We start from the raw sequence: 18504 nt of genomic DNA on the forward strand, positions 1-18504 counted from the left end.
TGGCGCGCGTGACGGCCCCACCGGCGACCCCTGAGAGCCCAGAGAGCGCGACGACGGTCCCCCAGGACCCGGTCCTGCGCTCGGGCGTGCGCGTCCTCGCCGACGCGGGCCGCCTGCTGGCCCGGCACTGGCCCGCGCTCGTCGCGATCGCCGTCCTCGCCGAGGTCGTCCACGAGCTCGCGCTGCGGGCCGCGCTCGCCGTCGCGCCGTCGTCCGGGGTGCTCGGCCTGCTCGTGCTGTGCTTCTCGCCGCTCGCGACCGTCGTCGGCATCGTGGTCATGCTGCACGTCCTGCGCCGCGAGCCGCGCACCGAGCGCGACCGGCTCGAGGTCCGGGCGCTGCTCGGCTCGATCGCGTCGGTCCTGGTCCCCTACCTCGTCATCTACGAGTTCTACGGCGGCCTGTCGTCCGACTGGCAGTCCTACATCGACTCCGCGGCGCTCGACCACGCGTTCGCGGCCGGTTCCGGGATCGAGACGGCGAGCCCGATCCCCGAGGGCTTCGGGCTCACCGTCGTGCTCGTCGTCGCGGGCGCGCTGCTCGCCCGGACGCTGCTCGAGCGCCTCGCCAAGCGCGTCGACCGCGGCGTCTCCGCGGCAGGCGGGGACACGCGGCGCAGCGCGCGCTCCGCCGCCGTCCGCATCGCGGCGGGGTACTGCGAGGTCGTGTGGATCGTCGTCGGCGCGTTCACCGTCACCGCCGTCGTCGGGCGGGTGCGCGAGTGGTGGACGTCGCGCGTGGTCGTCGTCGAGACCACCACGTGGTGGGACGGCGTCGTCGCGCGCGTCGACGTGCTCAAGCCGCTCGTCGACGCCCTGGGCCCGACGACGTCCCTCCTCCTCGCCGGCGTCGTCACCGGCCTCGTCGTGCCGCTCGCCTGGCTCACCCTCGGCACCATCGTCTACGGCGTCGAGGCGATCGACGTCGTCGACCCGGCGCACGCGACGCCGGGCGGCGCCGAGCCCGCGGGCCGTGCGACGCGCGTCGTCGACCGGTTCAACCGGACGCTCGGCGAGAGCGGCGCGCGCAAGGCGTGGGAGCTCATGCTGGACCCCGGCCGACGGTTCGGCGGCCTCGTGGGCGCCCTCGGCATGCTGTGGCGCAGCCGCTGGAGCGCCGTGCTGCTCTTCTGCGTCGCTTTCGCCCTCCTGACGCTCGGCGAGCAGGTCGTCTACACGGCAGCCCAGGCCATCGTCGGCCAGCCCGGGATCGTCGCCTGGCGCGCGCTGGTCGGCCCGCTCGAGATCGTCGCGACGGTGGTCGTGCAGGTGCTCACGACCGTGCTCCTCGCCGCCGCCGCGGACGCGCTCCTCGCGAGCCTCGGCCTGCCGTCGGCGCTGCGCACCCGGCGCCGTCAGGCCACGTCGGGGACAGGCAGCGACCAGTAGGCGGGGAGGAGCTCCGGCTCGACGAGACGCACCTCGGCGGGCACGGCGCCGTCGGGCGTGAGGAAGTACTGCGTGCTGCGGCTCGAGACGGCGCCCGTGCACACCGGCGCCTCGGGGAACGGCATGCCCGGCAGCGCCGACGCCCCCGCCGTGAACTCGCGCCCGGCGGCGTCGAGCAGCACGACCTCGCACGACGAGTACGTCTCCTCCTCGCTCGCCGGGGCGGCGGGCGCATCGGATCGCAGCGACACGTCGACGGCCCAGAGCGTGTAGCCCTCCGGGGCCTCGATGCGGTCCCCGTACCCGTCGTCCAGCCAGTCGACCTCCTCGAGCCCGGCGAGACGCGCCCGGACGTCGCCGACCTGCGCCCAGCTCTCGGCGTCCGCCGTGTGCGCGCGGTGCGGCTCCGACGCCCACCACCCCTGCACCGCGTCGGAACGCCAGGTGAGCGTGCCGAGCGCCGCGAGCGCTCCCGCCAGCACGACGAGCCACCAGCGGTTCGCGCGCCACCATCCCACGCTCGATGCCCCGCCCGACCTCCCGCCCGACCTCGCGCTCATCCGCCCCACCCCCCAGGAACGAGCGCGGGCGGCAACACCTCGACGACCGCGTCCGCCGCGGGCAGCTCGAGCCGGCCGAGGTCGATCTCGGCGACCGCCTGCGGACGGTCGATGTCCGCGTCGTCGTGCTCCGTGAGGACACGCAGCACGACGTCGCCCTCGAGCGCGCGTGCCGGCACCTCGACGACGACCGTCCCGGCCTCGGGGACGTCCGGGTCCACGAACGTGCTCGTCATCGAGCTGCTCACGCGGTGCGACGCCGCGTGGTCGCGTCCCTCGGCGTCGCGCAGCTCGAGCGCCTCGATGCCCGCCTCCGTCGTCGTGCCGGACACCGCGAGGTCGACGGCGACCCAGACGCCGTCGGTCGTCAGGGTGTCGAAACCGTCCTCGAGCACCGCGCCGGTGCGCACGTCGTCGACGCGCACCCGCAGCGGTCCGGCGGTGACGACGTCGCCCACGTCGCCGCGCGACGTCGTCGCCGTGAGCGTGGGCCACCACGCGTCGACGCGCGCCACGGCGGCCCCGACGCCCACGGCGAGGACGAGCAGGACGACGGTCACGACGACGTCCGCTCGACGCGGGCGCGCGGCCGCGGCGGGCCCGCCGGTCTCCGGGACAGGCTCGCCGGCGGTCGCGGTGGTGGTCGTCGTCTCCACGGTGGGCTCGGTCACCACGCCTCCTCGTCCTCGGGCGGGTCCACGATCTCCGGCGGGACGTCCCCGGGCGGGGCGTCCACGAGCACCACGGCACCCGTCTCGGCCCAGCGGCGCCCGCCGCCGACCGTCATGTCGCGGTAGCGGAACGCCGGGAGGGTGACGGTGAGCCGCGCGTCCGGGGCGGCGGACGTGGCGCCGGCCTCCGGAACCGTCACCGGCCACAGCAGCGCGACGTCCTCCGCCAGGCCCGGCTGCAGCACGGGGTAGACCGAGGCGTCGCGCACGAGCAGCGTCGGGTCCGGACGGTCCGGCTCCGCGTCGCCCGCCAGCGCCAGGCCGCCCGGCAGCTCGTCCGGGAGCGTCACCGCGGTGCGGTCCAGGCGGCGCGGCTCCCGGTCGGTGTCGAGCGCGCCCACGACCACGACCAGCCAGGCGTCGGCGCCGGAGTCCTCGAGCGCGGAGACCTGCACGGCGTCCGTCACGGACCACGACCGCACCTTCAGGTCGAACGGTCCCGTCGGGACGGGCTCCCCCGCGGCGGCGTGGGCGGGCCCCGCGTCGGCGGCGACGTGCTGCGCGAACCCGCCGGCCGCCGCCGTCCCGGCGACGAGGCCGAGCACGACCGCCAGGGCGATGCGGCGCGGCCACGTCCCGACGACCGCGCGGAGCAGCGGGACGCTGCGGGCAGCCCTCGGCGCGGTCGACGTCACGGCGCGCATCCTACGGGGCGGGCGACGCCGCCGTCAGGCCCCGCGGACGAGGAGGGTCGTGACCGGCCCCATGACGATCGCGTACATGAACGCGAAGAACAACGTGTGCAGCAGGACGAACAGCAGGGCGTCCCGGACGGCGCCGCGGGCGCGGAAGTGCCGCACGAGCTTGCGCACGAACTCCACCGGGTGGGCCAGGTCCCAGCTGTTGAAGCGCACGTACCGGCCCAGGTAGATGCCCACCGACACCAGGGCCAGGACGACGAGCACCGCGACCCACGACGCCGGCCGGTGGAACGGGTCGTCGTCGTTCGGGTACAGCACGAGGACGAACAGCGCCTGCGCGAGGAACACGTTGACCACCGTGTTCATGACGCCCGACATCGCGAGCGTGAGGACCGCGACGATGTCGTACCAGAGCGGGACGTCCTCCCCCTCCTGCCGGTGGCTGTAGTTGAGCTCGGTGACGAGGTACCCGGCGTTGGGCAGCAGGAGGAGCCAGACGAGGAACCCGGCGACCGCGACGGTGAGGATCACCCACGGCGGCGCGCCGCCCGCGATGAGCACGGCGTCCACGAGGACGACCAGGCCCAGCACCAGGACCGGGGCGATCGACAGCCCGATGTTGAGCAGCATCGGCCGGTACAGGCGCGTGCGGTACAGCGGGGCGCGCAGCACCACGAGGGCGAGCGCGTACACGTTGAGCAGGGCCACGCCCCCGAAGAGCCAGTCGAGCACGCCCCCACGGTACGGGGGGTTCGCCGCGCGGGGCGCGACGAGCGTCGTTAGCGTGGAGTCGCTCGACGCAACGACCTCCCGTGCCCGGCGACGGGCACCTCCCACCAGGAGTCGCCATGGCGCAGCAGGACGCGAGCGGGACCGTCGGTCCCACCCCGACGACGACGTCCCCGTCCACCTCCCCGACCCTCATGCTCGTCCTCGCGACGATCGGGTTCGCCGTGAACTTCTGGGCGTGGGCGCTCATCAGCCCGCTGGGCGCGGCGTACGGGCAGCTCTACGACCTCACGGACGTGCAGGTCTCCGTCCTCGTCGCCGTGCCGGTCGTGGTCGGGTCCCTCGGGCGCATCCCCGTGGGCGCGCTCACCGACCGCTACGGCGCGCGCGTCATGTTCCCGCTCGTCAGCGCGCTGACCATCCTTCCGGTCCTCTTCGTCGGGCTCGTCGCGGACAGCTTCGTCGCGCTGCTCGTCGGCGGGTTCTTCCTCGGCCTCGGCGGGACGGCCTTCGCTGTCGGCGTCCCGTTCGTCAACGCCTGGTACCCGCCCGCCCGCCGCGGCACCGCCGTCGGGATCTTCGGCATGGGGATGGGCGGCACGGCGATCTCCGCGTTCACCACCGTGCGCATCCGCGACGCGTGGGGCGACGCCGCGCCGTTCCTCCTCGTCGCCGCCGTCCTCGCCGTGTTCGCCGTCGTGTCGTGGCTCCTGCTGCGCGTCCCGCCGGGCCGCGCGGCCGCACCCGCCGGCGGGTTCTGGTCGCGCACGTGGGCGACGTTCCGCCTGCCCGCCACCCTCCAGCTCTCGTGGCTCTACGCCGTCGGGTTCGGCGGCTTCGTCGCGTTCTCCGTCTACCTGCCCACGTTCCTCGTCAACGCGTACGACCTCACCGCCTCCGACGCCGCCGCCCGCACCGCCGGGTTCGTCGTGCTCGCCGTCCTGATGCGGCCCGTGGGCGGGGCGCTGTCCGACCGGTTCGGCGGTGTGCCCGTCTCCGTCGTGTGCTTCGCCGTCGTGACGGCGCTCGCCGCGGTCGTCGCGTTCCAGCCGTCGCTCGTGCCGGTCGGCACCGTCGCGTTCCTCGGCCTCGCGGCCGCGCTCGGCGCGTCGTCGGGCGCCACGTTCGCGCTCGTCTCGAAGGTCGCGCCGGTCGAGAAGGTCGGCGCCGTCACCGGCCTCGTCGGGGCGGCCGGCGGCCTCGGCGGCTTCATCCCGCCGCTGCTCATGGGCGTCGTCTACCAGCTCGAGGGCACCTACGGCCTCGGCTTCGCGCTCCTCGCGCTCACCGCGCTCCTCACCCTGCTGTTCACCCTCGGGCCCGTCCGCCGCGGCGTCCAGGCCCGCGCCGCCACCTCGACCTGATCCCCCGGACAGAACCGCCGGTGCCGAAGAAGACCCGGTCTGCCTCACGGGACCGGGTCCACCTCGCGTCACGAGGGCTCTCGCTCGCGAGGTCACGGGGAGGCAGGAGAGGCCGGACCCCGGGCGACGAGGCGCGGGAGGAGGAACCAGAGACCGACGAGCAGGACGAGGGCGCAGCCGCTCGACCACAGCGCCGCGGTGCGGTTCACGACGACGTCGACCACGAGCAGGACCGTCCCGGTGACGACGAACGCGAGGACGAGCACGCCGACCCGGGCGATGCGGTCGCTCATCGTGACGAGCGCCGTCTTGCGGTGCTTGCGGAACAGCGCGCGGTGCAGGCTCACGGGCGTGACGAACAGGCCGGTGGACAGCACGGCGAGCGCCACGAGGGTGAGGTAGACGCCGGTCTGGAACGTGTCGAGGTCACCGAAGCGCTGCTGGAACGGCAGCGTGAGCAGGAACCCCGTGAGGATCTGCACGCCCATCTGCATGACGCGCAGCTCCTGGAGCAGCTCGGCCCAGTTGCGGTCCGACCGTTCGTCCGCCGACTCGTCACGTCCGTCGCTGACCTGCGTGGTCATGAGTCCTCCCTCTCGCCGCCCCTGGGATAATCTTCCTTCTGCTGGGGTCAGGAATCGGCTCCGTCCTGATCGATCTCCGGGGACCCCCATCGATGGACGCTGCCCTGCCCTCCGACGTCGCGGAACCCGACGGCGTCGTGCCTCCGGCTCTCGCCGACCTCCTCGCCGCGCTCGGCCCGGGTGACCCCCAGCCGGTCGGCCGATTCCGCGTCGACGTCGCCACGGACACGTGGTGGTGGTCGGACGAGGTGTACGAGATGCACGGCTTCGCGCCCGGCGAGGTCGTCCCGACGACGGCCCTCGTCCTGTCCCACAAGCACCCCGAGGACCGCGAGCGCGTCGCGAGCGAGCTCGCGCAGGCGGCGCGCACCGGGGAGCCGTTCGGGTCCATGCACCGCATCGTGGACGCGACGGGCCGGACTCGCACGCTCGCCGTGGCCGCGCAGGGCCGCCGCCTCGACGGCGGGGCCTCGGGGGCGGTCGTGGGGTACTTCGTGGACCTGACGACCGCGCACGAGGAGGCGGCGCGCCGCGAGGCGACGGCGTCGATCCGCGCGGCCGACGCGTCCCGCTCGGTGATCGAGCAGGCGAAGGGCGTCCTCATGACCGCGTTCGCGATGGGGCCGGACGACGCGTTCGAGCTGCTGCGCCGTCGGTCGAACGACGTCAACGTGCCCGTGCGAGAGCTCGCGCGCCGGCTGGTCGCGGGCGTCGTCGACGGGTCGATCACGGGCGTCGGGCTGGTCGACGACGCCGCCCGCCGTCGCATCGACCGGCTCCTCGAGGGTGCGGACGGCGCGGGCGACGAGGAGCCGCGGGGCACGCTCGACTGATCCGCCCGGTCGTCGGGCTCGGCGGAGCGCCCTCGCGCGTCAGTCCGCCCCGACCCCGGGGATGCGCCGCGTCTCCACGACCTGGCGCGCGATGTCGACGAGCTTGATGTTCGCGTCCTGGGACACCCGGCTCAGCACCGCGAACGCGCGCCCGGGCGTGAGCGAGTAGCGCTCCATGACGATCCCCTGCGCCTGCCCGATGAGGGTGCGGGTCTGGACGGCGGACTGGAGCTGCTCCTCGGTCCGCGCGGCCGAGATCGCGGCCGCCGCGACGGCGGCGAACGTCGACGCGAGGTGATGGTCGTCGACCCCGAACGCGTCGGGCGCCGTCGAGTACATGTTGAGCGCGCCGTGCGCGTTCTCCGACGTGTAGAGCTGCACGCACAGCATCGACCGGACGCCGAGCTCGCGCGCGACGGCGGGCGCCCACAGCGGCCAGCGTGCGTCGGACTCGATGTCGCCCGACTCGACGAGCGCGTGGTCGTGCACCGCGTCCAGGCACGGCCCCTCGCGGAGCTCGTACTGGAGCTCGTCGCCGCGCGCGACGAGCGGGTCGGAGACGGCCGGGCTCTCGATACGTCCGCGCGTGACGAGCGAGACTCCCGCGGACTCGCACCCGTCCACCATCGACACGGCGAGCTCGACGACGCGGTCGAGGGTCTGCTGGAGGGTCGGCTCGTCGGCGAGCGCCCGGGCGGCGTCGGCGACGAGCGCGGCGACGCCCTGCTCCTCGGTGCCGCCCACGACGTCCGGCACCCCGGCGACGGTCTCGGCCTGCGGTGTCGGGACGGTGGCACCCGGGCCCGCCGGCATGCCGACGGTCCCCTGCTCGACGCTCTGCTCGATGCTCGTCATCTCGGCCTCCTCACGGTTCCCCGGCCCCAGCGTAGATCGCTCGCGCGGCAGCCGGTACCCGGCGAGACGGGCCCCGCACTGCGTCGCGCTCGCCTCACCGGTCGCGCCGGAGGCCCCGCCCGGGCGTGGTGCCCGGGCGGGTCGGGGGCGGTGGCCGTCTCGCCCGCACAGGGCGTGGCGGCTGGGTCCCACGGGCACCGTCGCTCTCGCGGCGGACCCGCCCCCGGGCGGGCGCGCACGCCCGCCCTCCGACCCTCCCGGGCGGGTCGCGGCCCTCGGCCGATCCGTCCGCGGCCCGCACGGGGAGGTCTCTTCCTCTTCCCAGCCCTAGAACACGGGCTTGCCTCCCGTCACCCCGAGCACGGTGCCGGAGACGTAGCTCGCGTCCGTCGGGGAGGCGAGGAAGACGAACGCCGGGGCGACCTCGCCCGGCTGCCCCGCCCGCCCGAGCGGGGTGTCCTGCCCGAACTTCTCGATCTTCTCCTCGGGCTGGGTCGCCGGCTGGAGCGGGGTCCAGATGGGACCCGGCGCGACGGCGTTGACCCGGATGCCCCGCGGCCCGAGCTCGGCCGCGAGGTTGACCGTGAGGTTGTTGATCGCGGCCTTGGTCGACGCGTAGTCGAGCAGGGACGTCGACGGCTGGAAAGCCTGGATCGACGAGTTGTTGACGATCGCCGACCCCTCCCCCAGGTGCTCGAGCGCCGACTGCGTGACCCAGAGCAGCGCGTAGAGGTTCGTCTTGAGGACGCGGTCGATCTCGTCCGTCGTGACGTCCTCGATCGACTCGCGCCGCGCCATCTGGAACCCGGCGTTGTTGACGAGCACGTCGAGGCCGCCGAGCTCCGCGACGGCACGCCCGGGCAGGGCACGCGCCGTCGCCTCCTCGGTCAGGTCGCCGGGCAGGAGGGCGCACGTGCGGCCCGCCTCGCGCACCCAGCGTGCCGTCTCCTCGGCGTCCTCCTGCTCCTCCGGCAGGTAGCCGATCGCGACGTCGGCGCCCTCCCGCGCGAACGCGATGGCCACCGCGCGCCCGATGCCCGAGTCGCCGCCCGTCACGAGGGCGCGACGCCCCTCGAGCCGCCCGCTGCCGCGGTACGACTCCTCGCCGTGGTCGGGCGCCGGCTCCATGGGACCGGTCAGGCCCGGGGGCTCCTGCTGCTGGGCCGGGAAGGCCTTCTCGTCCGTCATCTCGTCCCTCCGTCCTGTCGACGTGCGGTCACCGGGGCGTCAGGAGCGCGCCGGCTCACGACGTCGCGCGAGCTGCGCGTCGTGCGCGCGCGGCCGGGCGACCGGGCGCACGGCGGCGAACGCCCCGGCGAGCGTCGCCTCCGCCGTCGGGCCCACCCCGCCGGCCTTGCTCAGCGCCCGCATGACCTGCGCGGCGGTCTCCTGGACCGGGACGCCGGCCTCGCTGGCGGCCTCGGCGAGGAGCTGGCTCGCCGCGACGTCGTCGACGCCGTGCACGGCCATGAGGACGCCCTTGACCTGCTCGACGGCGGCCTGGCTGACGAACGCACGCGTCACGGCGCGCTGCGACTCGCGCTCGAGCGCTTCCTTGTGGGTCGGGCTGACGTCGACGACGTACCCAGCGATCTCGACGACGCGGCCCCGGGCGTCCCGACGCCCCTGCCCCGTCACGACGACGGACCGGGCCTTGCCGTGCCCGTCGACGATGCGGTGCGCGCACGAGAAGGGACGGCCGGACCGGATCGCCTCCGTCGCGGCGCGGACGACGCGGGCGCGGTCGTCGGGGTGCTTGCGCGAGCGCAGGGCGTCCAGGCTCGGTTCGACGTCCCCCGGCGTCCAGCCGTGCATCGTGTACACCTCGTCCGACCACCACCAGGTCCCGGAGCCGAGCTCGACGCGGTACTGCCCCACGAGGAGGTGCGTGCCCACGGCGAGCACCTCGGCGAGGGCTGCGGGCCGCACGGGCGTGGTCTGCTCAGGGCTGTGGCTGGTGGTCACGGAGATCGAGGCCATGGTGTCCTCCCAAGTTTCGGGGGGCTTCGGGCCGCTTCATGACTCCGCCCTCCAACCTAGCCCACTCCCCGGGAGTCGGCACCCGGGCTCCGCTACGGTGCGGACATGACCCGCGAGCCGCGCCGGACGATCGCCCAGCACGCCGACGACGCGCTCGCGCTCGTCCGCCCGACGCCGACGGCGGACCTCCCGCTCGAGGACGCGGTCGGGGCGGTCCTCGCCGCGGACGTCGTCTCGACGCTCGACGCGCCCGCGTTCGACGCCTCCGCGATGGACGGGTACGCGGTGCGGTCGGCGGACGTGGCCGGGGTCGCGACCGGTTCGCCCGTCGTGCTGCGCGTGGTCGGCGACGTGGCGGCGGGGGCGCCGGAGCTCGACGCCCCTCTCGGCCCCGGCGAGGCGGTCCGGATCATGACCGGGGCCCCCGTGCCCCGCGGCGGCGACGTCGTCGTGCCCGTCGAGCGCACGTCCACCGGGCGCTTCACGCCCGGCGCGGCCGGGAGCGGCCCGGCCACGGTCGAGATCCACGACGCGACGCGCAGCAACGTGCGGGCGCGCGGCGAGGACGTGCGCCGCGGGGACGTCGTCGTCGAGGCGGGGGTCGTGCTCACCGCGCGCCACGTGTCCGTCGCCGCGTCCGCGGGGCACGCGACCGTGCGCGTGCACCGCGCGCCACGCGTGGCCGTGCTCTCCACCGGCAGCGAGCTCGTGGCGCCGGGGACCGCTCCGGGTCCGGGCCGGATCCCCGACTCCAACTCCGTCCTGCTCGCCGCGTCGGCCCGCGCGGCGGGGGCGCGCGTGGTGCGGCGGGGCGCGGTCGGCGACACCGCCCCCGCGCTCGTCGCGGCCCTCGACGACCTGCTGGCCGCGTTCGACGGTGCCCCGCCGGACCTCCTCGTCTCCACGGGCGGGGTGAGCGCGGGCGCGTTCGACGTCGTGCGCGAGGTCCTCGACCCCGCGACGCGCGCCGGGACGGCGTGGGAGGGCGCGGTCGACGACGCGCGGCTCGTGGCGGTCGGCATGCAGCCCGGCAAGCCGCAGGGGATCGCGCGGTGGCGCGGCGTCCCCTGGCTCGCGCTTCCCGGCAACCCCGTGAGCGCCTTCGTGTCGTTCGAGCTGTTCGTCCGGCCCGTCCTCGACCGCCTCCGAGGCGTCCCCGGCACGGGCCGGACGCTCGTTGGGCGCGTCGCCGGGGAGGGCTGGTCGTCGCCGTCGGGGCGCGAGCAGCTCGTGCTCGTGCGGCACACCGCGCCCGGCGGTGGTCAGGTCGTCCCCGCGGGCCGGCACCGCGGCCCGGGGTCCGACCCCGCGGGGGCACGGGGCTCCGGCTCGCACCGCGTGAGCGCGCTCGCGCACGCCGACGCGCTCGCCGTCGTCGGCGCCGACGTCACGGCCGTCGAGCCGGGCGACGCCGTCCGGGTCCTGCTCCTGGACTGACCGCCGGGGTCACTTCTGCGCGGGCGGCGGGTGGCCCTCCGAGGCCTGCACGACGACGATCCCCTGCCCGGAGAGCGCGAGCTGGTACGCCTCGCCCGACCCGCGCCCGATCGCCGCGGCGAGCTTCGCCGTCTTGCGGATCGAGGACTGCAGGGACGTCGACCACAGCACGGCGGCCTGCATGTCGACGTACGTCGGGACGTCGACGTCGAGCACGACGGGCGTGCCGAACGCCGTCACGGCGAGCGCGCCGGTCCCGGTGAACGTCGTGTTGAACAGCCCGCCGCTGAGCATCGAGGCGCCCTCGACGCGGTTGATGTCCCAGGTCAACGAGCTCTCGAACGCGAGCACGTTCGCGCCGTTGACGGTCACGCCCTCGTCCTCCAGGTGCAGCACGAACACCTGGTCCGCCTCCTGGGCGAGGAAGACGTCGCCGCTGCCGGACACCTTCATGAGGGACATGCCCTCGCCCGTGAACGCCTTCTTGAACATCTTGCCGAGGCCGCCGCTGCCCTCGTACGCGAAGTCGACGTCGCCCTGGTAGGCGACCATCGACCCCTGCTTGGCGAAGAAGAACCCGCCCGTGCCGCGGAGGTCCACCTTGAGCATGCGGTCGTTCTGGAGCTGGAAGGAGCCGGGCTCGACGGAGCGCTCGGCATGGTCGAGGAGTGAGCTGCGCATGGACCGATCCTCGCGGCTCGCGGACCCGGGCGCACGCGCGGGTCCTCCGGCCCGTCCGCGCGGCGGGTCGCGCGTGCGAGAGTGGCGCCATGAGCCCCACGCACGACTTCACGCACCTGGACGAGCGCGGCCACGCGCGCATGGTCGACGTCACCGCCAAGCAGCCCACCGTCCGTTCCGCGACGGCGACCGGGGTCGTGCGGTGCTCCCCGGAGATCGTCGCCGCGCTGCGCGACGGCACGGTCCCCAAGGGCGACGTGCTCGCCGTCGCGCGGATCGCGGGCATCGCGGGCGCCAAGCGCACGGCGGAGCTGCTGCCGCTCGCCCACGTCATCGGGGTGCACGGCGCCGTCGTCGACCTCGTCGTGGGCGACCACGGCGTCGACGTCACCGCGACCGTGCGCACCGCCGACCGCACGGGCGTCGAGATGGAGGCGCTCACCGCCGTCGCCGTCGCGGGGCTCGCGGTCGTCGACATGGTCAAGGGGCTCGACAAGTCCGTCGAGCTCACGGACGTCCGCCTCGTCGCCAAGACCGGCGGCAAGTCCGGCGACTGGCACCGCGAGCCGTGACGGAGCCGCGACCCGCCGACCCGGCGTTCCCGTTCGACGCGGTCGTGCTGGCCGGGGGCCGGGCGGAGCGGCTGGGGACGCCCAAGCCGGGCGTCGTCGTCGGGGGTCGGTCGCTGCTGGAGCACGCGCTCGCGGCGACCGCCGGCGCGGGGCGGACGGTCGTCGTCGGGCCGGAGGAGCTCGCCGACCCCGCCCGCTACACCCTGACGCGCGAGGACCCGCCGTTCGGCGGGCCCGTCGCGGGCATCGCGACCGGGCTGAGCGCGCTCCCCGGGACCGACGACGGCGGCGCGCCCTGGGTGCTCGTCCTCGCGTGCGACGTCCCCCGGGCCGCGGAGGCGGTGCCCGCTCTGCTCGCCGCGGCGCGCCACCGGGCGGACGAGGTGGCGGTGCACGCGGTGCGCGGCGGGCGCGACCAGTGGCTCGTGGGGCTGTACGAGCGGGCGGCGCTCGCCGACGCGCTCGCGGCGCTCCCCACGGTGCACGGCGCGTCGGTGCGCCGCCTGCTCGCCGACCTGCCCGCGCTCGCGGTCCCCGACGAGGACGGCGCCACCGACGACGTGGACACGTGGGAAGATGCCCGCGAGCAGGACCGCCGCCTGGGCGCGGGTGCGGTACCGGCGCCCGACGACACCCCGACGGACCGCAGGAGGCCCCGATGACGAACCTCGAGCGCTGGGTCGACGCGCTGGCGAGCGACCTCGACCTCGACCCGCAGGTGGTGGACATCGGCGCGATCCTCGACCTCGCGCGCGACGCCGCGCACGGTATCGAGCGTCCCGCCGCGCCGCTCACGACGTTCGTCGCGGGCTACGTCGCCGGGCTGGCCGCGCACGACGGCTCGGGCCGCACCGTGCAGGACGTCCTCGACCGCGCCGCCGAGCTCGCGCTGGCGTGGACACCGGAGCCCGAGCTGCCCGGCACCGCGGCGCCGGCCGAGACGCAGGACTGACGGATGGCGACCGTCCGGTACTTCGCCGGGGCGCGCGACGCCGCCGGCACCGAGACCGAGACCGTCGACGCGGTCACGGTCGGCGAGCTGCACGCGGCGCTCGTCGCCCGGCACGCCGCCCTGGCGGACGTGCTCCCCCGCTGCTCGCTCCTCGTCGGCGGCGTGCGCGCGTCCGCCGACGACACCCCGGTCGGCGCCGACGAGACCGTCGACGTGCTGCCTCCCTTCGCCGGCGGCTGAACCACCGTCAGTGGTCGCCGCCGTCGAGCTGGGCGAGCACGTGCGGCAGGAGCGGCTCGAGGACGGCCCAGCCGTCGCGCACGCCGCCCGTCGACCCGGGCAGGTTCACGACGAGCACCCGGCCCTCCGGCCCTGACGCGATCCCCGCCAGGCCGCGCGAGAGGACGGCCGCCGGCACGTTGACGGCGCCGCGCCGGCGCAGCTCCTCCGCGATGCCCGGCACGTCCTGCACCAGGACTTCGCGCGTCCCCTCGGGCGTGAGGTCGCGCGGGCCGACGCCGGTCCCTCCGGTCGTGAGCACGACGCGCGCTCCCCCGGCCGCGGCCCGGGCGACGGCGTCGCGCACGGAGGCGACGCCGTCGGGCACGAGGTCCGTGACGACGGCCCAGCCCGCGGCACGGAGGAGCCCCGCGAGCAGCGGCCCGGAGCGGTCCTCGGCCTCGCCGCGCGAGCAGCGGTCGGACACGGTGACGACGGCGACGGTCGCGCCTGCGGGCCGTCCGGTGGGTGCGCTCATGGCGCCACGGTAACGACCTGCGCGCGCCGCGCTGCCCGGTCTCCCGACGGGGTGCGCTCGGCGCGCGCGATCCACCCGTTCTGGGCATAGTGGCTGTGGACCGACCCCCGCCGTCCCTGCTCGCCCCAGGAGGCTCGTATGTCGTACGTGTCCGTGCCGTCAGCGTCGCCGGTGCGCGTGCCCTCTCGGGCGCGTCCGGTGGGTTCCCTCGCCGGGGCAGGCGACGGGAGCGCGGCATGACGACGACGTCCGACGGGCCCGTCGAGGACGCGCTGCTCAGGCTGGGGAAGCACCTCAAGCGCGGGCGGGTGTCGGACGACCTGCGGCAGGTGTTCCTGACCGGCGGGCGCCAGGGCGACGTGTTCTACCGCGACCGCTGGTCCCACGACAAGGTCGTGCGCTCCACCCACGGCGTGAACTGCACCGGGTCCTGCTCCTGGAAGGTCTACGTCAAGGACGGCATCATCACCTGGGAGACCCAGCAGACCGACTACCCCTCCGTCGGCCCCGACTCCCCCGAGTACGAACCCCGCGGCTGCCCCCGCGGCGCCGCGTTCTCCTGGTACACCTACTCCCCCACCCGCGTGCGCTACCCCTACGTCCGCGGCACCCTGCTCGACCTGTACCGGCGCGCGAAGAGCACGGTCGGGGGCGACCCGGTGCTCGCCTGGGAGATGCTCACCTCCGACCCCGACGCGGCCCGCGCCTACAAGTCCGCGCGCGGCAAGGGCGGGCTCGTGCGCGCGACCTGGGACGAGGCCGCCGAGATCGTCGCCGCCGCCCACGTGCACACCATCAAGACCTACGGCCCCGACCGCGTCGCCGGCTTCTCCCCGATCCCGGCGATGTCGATGGTCTCCCACGGTGTCGGCGCCCGGTTCGTCCAGATGCTCGGCGGCACGATGCTGTCCTTCTACGACTGGTACGCCGACCTGCCCGTCGCCTCCCCCCAGGTGTTCGGCGACCAGACCGACGTCCCCGAGTCCGCCGACTGGTGGAACTCCACCTACTGCATCATGTGGGGCTCCAACGTCCCGGTCACCCGCACCCCCGACGCCCACTTCATGACCGAGGCCCGCTACCGCGGGCAGAAGGTCGTCGTGGTGTCCCCCGACTACGCGGACAACACCAAGTTCGCCGACGAGTGGCTCGCCCCGCACCCCGGCACCGACGGCGCCCTCGCCCAGGCCATGGGCCACGTCATCCTCACCGAGCACTACGCGCAGCGCCGCACCCCGCAGTTCGCGGAGTACGCGGCGCGGTTCACCGACCTCCCGAACCTCGTGGTCCTCGACGAGCACGGCGACGGCTCGGGGTCGGGGTCGGGCTACGTGCCCGGGAAGTTCCTCACCGCGGCGGACCTGCCCGACGGCGTCGGTCGCCCCGGCGACGACGACGCCTCCTCCTCGAACGCCCGCTTCAAGACGGTCGTGCTCGACGCCGACGGCACCCCGCGCGTCCCGAACGGCAGCCTCGGCCACCGCTACGGCGAGGCCGACGCCGGCCGGTGGAACCTCGATCTCGGCGACATCGACCCGCTGCTCTCCGTCGCCGACCCCCACGGCGTCTTCTGGGGCGCCCCGCAGGCCGCACCCACCCGCGACACCGTCCCCGAGCGCCCGTCGTCCGACCCGGCCTCTACCTCGCCGAACCAAGGCTCTACCTCGGCGGACCGGGGCTCTACCTCGCGCCACCAGGGCTCTACCTCGGCAGATCTCACCTACGAGACGGTCGCTGTCGCGCTGCCGCGGTTCGACCTCGACCCGGCGCCTGGCGACGAGGCCGCCGCGCACCTGGGCGGCGCCGGCGTCGTCGTGCGTGGGGTCCCGGCCCGCCGGGTCGGCGGGCGGCTCGTCACGACGGTGCTGGACCTGCTGCTCGCGCAGTACGGCGTGAACCGCCCGGAGCTGGGGCTGCCCGGCGAGTGGCCCGCGGGCTACGACGACGACGCGACGCCCGCGACGCCCGCGTGGCAGGAGCGCTTCACCGGGGTGCCCGCCGCGGCGGCCGAGCGGATCGGGCGCGAGTTCGCGCAGAACGCGCTGGACTCGGGCGGGCGCTCGATGATCATCATGGGAGCGGGCACCAACCACTGGTTCCACTCCGACACGATCTACCGCGCGATGCTCGCCCTGACGACGCTCACCGGCTGCCAGGGCGTGAACGGCGGCGGGTGGGCGCACTACGTGGGGCAGGAGAAGTGCCGCCCGGTGACCGGGTGGGCGCAGTACGCGGGCGGCCTGGACTGGTCGCGACCGCCGCGGCAGATGATCGGCACCGCGTTCTGGTACCTCGCGACGGACCAGTGGCGCTACGACGGCCTGCCCGCGGACGCGCTCGCGTCGCCGCTCGCGCAGGGGCAGTTCTCGGGTCGCACCACGGCGGACACGCTCGTCGAGTCGGCGCAGCGCGGCTGGATGCCGAGCTACCCGACGTTCGACCGCAACCCGCTCGACCTCGTGGACGAGGCCCGCGCGGCGGGCAAGGAGCCCGCGCAGCACGTGGTCGACGAGCTCAAGGCCGGGAACCTGCGGTTCGCGTGCGAGGACCCGGACGACCCGGCGAACTTCCCCCGGGTCGTGACGGTGTGGCGCGCGAACATCCTCGGGTCGTCGGGCAAGGGCAACGAGTACTTCCTCAAGCACCTGCTCGGGACGGACGCGGCGGTCAACGCGGCGGAGTCGAGCCCCGAGCGTCGCCCGCGGTCGATGACGTGGCGGGACGAGGCGCCGCAGGGCAAGCTCGACCTGCTCGTCACGCTCGACTTCCGCATGACGTCGACGACGCTGTTCTCCGACGTCGTGCTGCCGGCGGCGACCTGGTACGAGAAGCACGACCTGTCGTCCACGGACATGCACCCGTTCGTGCACTCGTTCAACCCGGCGATCAACCCGCCGTGGCAGACGCGCACGGACTTCGACATCTTCCACACGCTCGCGGGCAAGGTGTCCGAGCTCGCGACGACCCACCTCGGGGTCCGCGAGGACCTCGTCGCCGCGCCGCTCGCGCACGACACCCCGGACGAGATGGCCGTCCCGCACGGCGCGCTCCCCGACTCGGGGCTCCCGGTGACGGAGCGCGAGCTCGTGCCGGGCGTGACGATGCCGAAGCTCGTGGTCGTCGAGCGCGACTACCCGGCGTTCGCCGCGCGCATGGCGTCGCTGGGGCCGCTCACCGAGACGGCGGGCATGGTCACCAAGGGCGTGCACTTCTCGCCCGCGCCCGAGGTCGCCGACCTCGGACGTCGCAACGGCCTCGTCCAGGACGGTCCTGCGGCCGGGCGCCCGCGCCTGGACCGGGACACGCACGCGTGCGAGATGATCCTCGCGCTCTCGGGGACGACGAACGGGCGGCTCGCGGTGCAGGGGTTCGAGCACGTCGAGCAGCGCACGGGCACCCGGCTCGCGGACCTCGCGCTCGACGAGCAGGGCAAGCGCGTGACGTTCCCGGACGTGCAGTCGCGCCCGACGCCGGTCATCACGTCTCCCGAGTGGTCCGGCTCCGAGCACGGGGGCCGCCGGTACTCGGCGTTCGTCGTCAACGTCGAGCGGCTCAAGCCGTGGCACACGCTCACGGGTCGCCAGCACCTCTACCTCGACCACGACTGGATGATCGAGCTCGGCGAGCACATGCCGATCTTCCGACCCCCGCTGGACATGCACCGCCTGTTCGGCGACTCGCCGGTCGTGGGCGACACGTCGCCGTCGGGCTACCCCGCCTCCGGCGGCCACGCCGAGGTCGCGGTGCGGTACCTGACCCCGCACAACAAGTGGTCGATCCACTCGGAGTACCAGGACAACCTCTTCATGCTGTCCCTCTCGCGAGGCGGTCCGAACGTCTGGATGTCGCCCGCCGACGCCGCCAAGATCGGGGTCGCGGACAACGAGTGGATCGAGGCGTACAACCGCAACGGCGTGGTCGTGGCGAGGGCGGTGGTGAGCCACCGGATGCCGGAGGGGACCGTCTACATGCACCACGCGACGGACCGCACGATCGACGTCCCGCTCGCCGAGACGTCCGGGCTGCGCGGCGGCATCCACAACTCGCTCACGCGCATCCTCCTCAAGCCGACGCACCTCGCGGGCGGGTACGCCCAGCTCTCCTACGCGTTCAACTACCTGGGGCCCACGGGGAACCAGCGCGACGAGATGACCGTCATCCGCCGACGTAGCCAGGAGGTGCGGTACTCGTGACACTCGTGACACTCGTGACACGCGTGACCAGGCGCGGAACAGCGCGGGGACCGGTCGCGGGCAGGGCGTCGTCGGCGCGGGAGGGGGTGGCGTCGTGCGGGTGATGGCGCAGATGTCGATGGTGATGAACCTGGACAAGTGCATCGGGTGTCACACGTGCTCGGTCACGTGCAAGCAGGCCTGGACCAACCGCACCGGGGTCGAGTACGTGTGGTTCAACAACGTCGAGACCCGCCCCGGACTCGGG

19 protein-coding genes and 1 pseudogene are annotated in these 18504 nt (G+C 74.8%); 10 read left to right on the forward strand and 10 right to left on the reverse strand.

What is annotated here, in order from left to right; all coding sequences use genetic code 11:
- Positions 1–8: 8 nt before the first annotated feature.
- Positions 9–1388 carry a hypothetical protein gene (locus FB00_RS14630; RefSeq protein WP_156186420.1) on the forward strand — a complete coding sequence of 460 codons (1380 nt, stop codon included), beginning with the start codon at positions 9–11 and terminating at the stop codon, positions 1386–1388.
- Here FB00_RS14630 and FB00_RS14635 read toward each other — a convergent pair.
- Genes FB00_RS14635 through FB00_RS14650 form a run of 4 tightly spaced genes read right to left on the reverse strand, consistent with a single transcriptional unit; the run spans position 1355 to position 4052 of the window.
- Complete coding sequence (locus tag FB00_RS14635) at positions 1355–1906, reverse strand: hypothetical protein (protein ID WP_047233660.1); 552 nt, start codon at positions 1904–1906, stop codon at positions 1355–1357. The genes FB00_RS14630 and FB00_RS14635 overlap by 34 nt on opposite strands.
- A gap of 38 nt (positions 1907–1944) precedes the next feature.
- Complete coding sequence (locus FB00_RS22120) at positions 1945–2619, reverse strand: hypothetical protein (RefSeq protein ID WP_156186422.1); 675 nt, start codon at positions 2617–2619, stop codon at positions 1945–1947.
- On the reverse strand, positions 2616–3314 hold the full coding sequence (locus tag FB00_RS22125; protein WP_156186423.1) for a hypothetical protein: 699 nt from the start codon (positions 3312–3314) through the stop codon (positions 2616–2618). The genes FB00_RS22120 and FB00_RS22125 overlap by 4 nt, the downstream gene beginning before the upstream one ends.
- A 33-nt stretch (positions 3315–3347) precedes the next feature.
- Positions 3348–4052 (reverse strand): DUF1361 domain-containing protein, encoded by a 705-nt coding sequence (locus FB00_RS14650; RefSeq protein WP_047233663.1) that lies wholly within the window; start codon positions 4050–4052, stop codon positions 3348–3350.
- A 116-nt stretch (positions 4053–4168) separates the two neighbouring features.
- On the opposite strand from FB00_RS14650, the gene FB00_RS14655 reads away from it, so the two are divergent.
- The gene (locus tag FB00_RS14655; RefSeq protein ID WP_047233664.1) at positions 4169–5413 is read left to right on the forward strand and encodes an MFS transporter; all 1245 of its coding nucleotides are present in this window, start codon (positions 4169–4171) and stop codon (positions 5411–5413) included.
- A gap of 92 nt (positions 5414–5505) precedes the next feature.
- Here FB00_RS14655 and FB00_RS14660 read toward each other — a convergent pair whose 3' ends face one another.
- Entirely contained in the window at positions 5506–5997 is a 492-nt protein-coding gene (locus tag FB00_RS14660) for a DUF6328 family protein (protein ID WP_047233665.1), read from the reverse strand.
- A gap of 92 nt (positions 5998–6089) precedes the next feature.
- Between FB00_RS14660 and FB00_RS14665 the strand changes: the two genes are divergently transcribed.
- Complete coding sequence (locus tag FB00_RS14665) at positions 6090–6830, forward strand: PAS and ANTAR domain-containing protein (RefSeq protein WP_052877702.1); 741 nt, start codon at positions 6090–6092, stop codon at positions 6828–6830.
- A gap of 39 nt (positions 6831–6869) precedes the next feature.
- On the opposite strand, the gene FB00_RS14670 is transcribed toward FB00_RS14665, so the two are convergent.
- From FB00_RS14670 to FB00_RS14680, 3 genes are all read right to left on the reverse strand, one after another.
- Complete coding sequence (locus tag FB00_RS14670) at positions 6870–7685, reverse strand: GAF and ANTAR domain-containing protein (protein WP_231581870.1); 816 nt, start codon at positions 7683–7685, stop codon at positions 6870–6872.
- 327 nt (positions 7686–8012) lie between these two features.
- Entirely contained in the window at positions 8013–8873 is an 861-nt protein-coding gene (locus tag FB00_RS14675; RefSeq protein WP_047233666.1) for an SDR family oxidoreductase, read from the reverse strand.
- Between the two features lie 39 nt (positions 8874–8912).
- Positions 8913–9665 carry a PAS and ANTAR domain-containing protein gene (locus FB00_RS14680; RefSeq protein ID WP_052877703.1) on the reverse strand — a complete coding sequence of 251 codons (753 nt, stop codon included), beginning with the start codon at positions 9663–9665 and terminating at the stop codon, positions 8913–8915.
- A 105-nt stretch (positions 9666–9770) separates the two neighbouring features.
- Here FB00_RS14680 and glp point away from each other — a divergent pair, with 105 nt between their 5' ends.
- Positions 9771–11102: a gephyrin-like molybdotransferase Glp gene (gene glp, locus FB00_RS14685; RefSeq protein WP_047233667.1), complete on the forward strand. Its 1332-nt coding sequence runs from the start codon at positions 9771–9773 to the stop codon at positions 11100–11102.
- Positions 11103–11111: 9 nt separating this feature from the next.
- Here glp and FB00_RS14690 read toward each other — a convergent pair whose 3' ends face one another.
- Positions 11112–11783, reverse strand: coding sequence for an AIM24 family protein (locus FB00_RS14690; protein ID WP_047233668.1), 672 nt, complete (start codon positions 11781–11783; stop codon positions 11112–11114).
- Between the two features lie 89 nt (positions 11784–11872).
- Between FB00_RS14690 and moaC the strand changes: the two genes are divergently transcribed.
- From moaC to FB00_RS14710, 4 genes are read left to right on the forward strand one after another with little or no spacing between them, the layout of a single operon-like run.
- A complete protein-coding gene (gene moaC / locus FB00_RS14695) occupies positions 11873–12355 on the forward strand; it encodes a cyclic pyranopterin monophosphate synthase MoaC (protein WP_047233669.1) in 483 nt (160 codons plus the stop codon).
- On the forward strand, positions 12352–13017 hold the full coding sequence (gene mobA / locus FB00_RS14700; protein WP_231581871.1) for a molybdenum cofactor guanylyltransferase: 666 nt from the start codon (positions 12352–12354) through the stop codon (positions 13015–13017). Before moaC ends, mobA begins: the two co-directional genes overlap by 4 nt.
- Entirely contained in the window at positions 13014–13307 is a 294-nt protein-coding gene (locus FB00_RS14705) for a DUF6457 domain-containing protein (protein ID WP_047233670.1), read from the forward strand. Before mobA ends, FB00_RS14705 begins: the two co-directional genes overlap by 4 nt.
- A gap of 3 nt (positions 13308–13310) precedes the next feature.
- Entirely contained in the window at positions 13311–13547 is a 237-nt protein-coding gene (locus tag FB00_RS14710; protein WP_047233671.1) for a MoaD/ThiS family protein, read from the forward strand.
- 7 nt (positions 13548–13554) lie between these two features.
- On the opposite strand, the gene FB00_RS14715 is transcribed toward FB00_RS14710, so the two are convergent.
- Positions 13555–14064, reverse strand: a complete 510-nt coding sequence (locus tag FB00_RS14715; RefSeq protein WP_047233672.1) for a MogA/MoaB family molybdenum cofactor biosynthesis protein — start codon at positions 14062–14064, stop codon at positions 13555–13557.
- Between the two features lie 236 nt (positions 14065–14300).
- On the opposite strand from FB00_RS14715, the gene FB00_RS14720 reads away from it, so the two are divergent.
- A complete protein-coding gene (locus tag FB00_RS14720) occupies positions 14301–18257 on the forward strand; it encodes a nitrate reductase subunit alpha (RefSeq protein ID WP_047233673.1) in 3957 nt (1318 codons plus the stop codon).
- 94 nt (positions 18258–18351) lie between these two features.
- Positions 18352–18504, forward strand: a pseudogene (locus FB00_RS22130) (respiratory nitrate reductase subunit beta); the annotation flags it as partial.

This window comes from Cellulosimicrobium funkei, assembly GCF_001019615.1.
Lineage (GTDB): Bacteria > Actinomycetota > Actinomycetes > Actinomycetales > Cellulomonadaceae > Cellulosimicrobium > Cellulosimicrobium cellulans_E.

Excerpts from the sequence above, each read along its gene's own strand:
- FB00_RS14655 (WP_047233664.1), top strand. The coding sequence starts at position 4,169 with ATGGCGCAGCAGGACGCGAGCGGGACCGTCGGTCCCACCCCGACGACG.
- FB00_RS14660 (WP_047233665.1), bottom strand. The coding sequence starts at position 5,997 with ATGACCACGCAGGTCAGCGACGGACGTGACGAGTCGGCGGACGAACGG.
- FB00_RS14665 (WP_052877702.1), top strand. The coding sequence starts at position 6,090 with ATGGACGCTGCCCTGCCCTCCGACGTCGCGGAACCCGACGGCGTCGTG.
- FB00_RS14670 (WP_231581870.1), bottom strand. The coding sequence starts at position 7,685 with ATGACGAGCATCGAGCAGAGCGTCGAGCAGGGGACCGTCGGCATGCCG.
- FB00_RS14675 (WP_047233666.1), bottom strand. The coding sequence starts at position 8,873 with ATGACGGACGAGAAGGCCTTCCCGGCCCAGCAGCAGGAGCCCCCGGGC.
- FB00_RS14680 (WP_052877703.1), bottom strand. The coding sequence starts at position 9,665 with ATGGCCTCGATCTCCGTGACCACCAGCCACAGCCCTGAGCAGACCACG.
- glp (WP_047233667.1), top strand. The coding sequence starts at position 9,771 with ATGACCCGCGAGCCGCGCCGGACGATCGCCCAGCACGCCGACGACGCG.
- FB00_RS14690 (WP_047233668.1), bottom strand. The coding sequence starts at position 11,783 with ATGCGCAGCTCACTCCTCGACCATGCCGAGCGCTCCGTCGAGCCCGGC.
- moaC (WP_047233669.1), top strand. The coding sequence starts at position 11,873 with ATGAGCCCCACGCACGACTTCACGCACCTGGACGAGCGCGGCCACGCG.
- FB00_RS14705 (WP_047233670.1), top strand. The coding sequence starts at position 13,014 with ATGACGAACCTCGAGCGCTGGGTCGACGCGCTGGCGAGCGACCTCGAC.
- FB00_RS14710 (WP_047233671.1), top strand. The coding sequence starts at position 13,311 with ATGGCGACCGTCCGGTACTTCGCCGGGGCGCGCGACGCCGCCGGCACC.
- FB00_RS14715 (WP_047233672.1), bottom strand. The coding sequence starts at position 14,064 with ATGAGCGCACCCACCGGACGGCCCGCAGGCGCGACCGTCGCCGTCGTC.
- FB00_RS14720 (WP_047233673.1), top strand. The coding sequence starts at position 14,301 with ATGACGACGACGTCCGACGGGCCCGTCGAGGACGCGCTGCTCAGGCTG.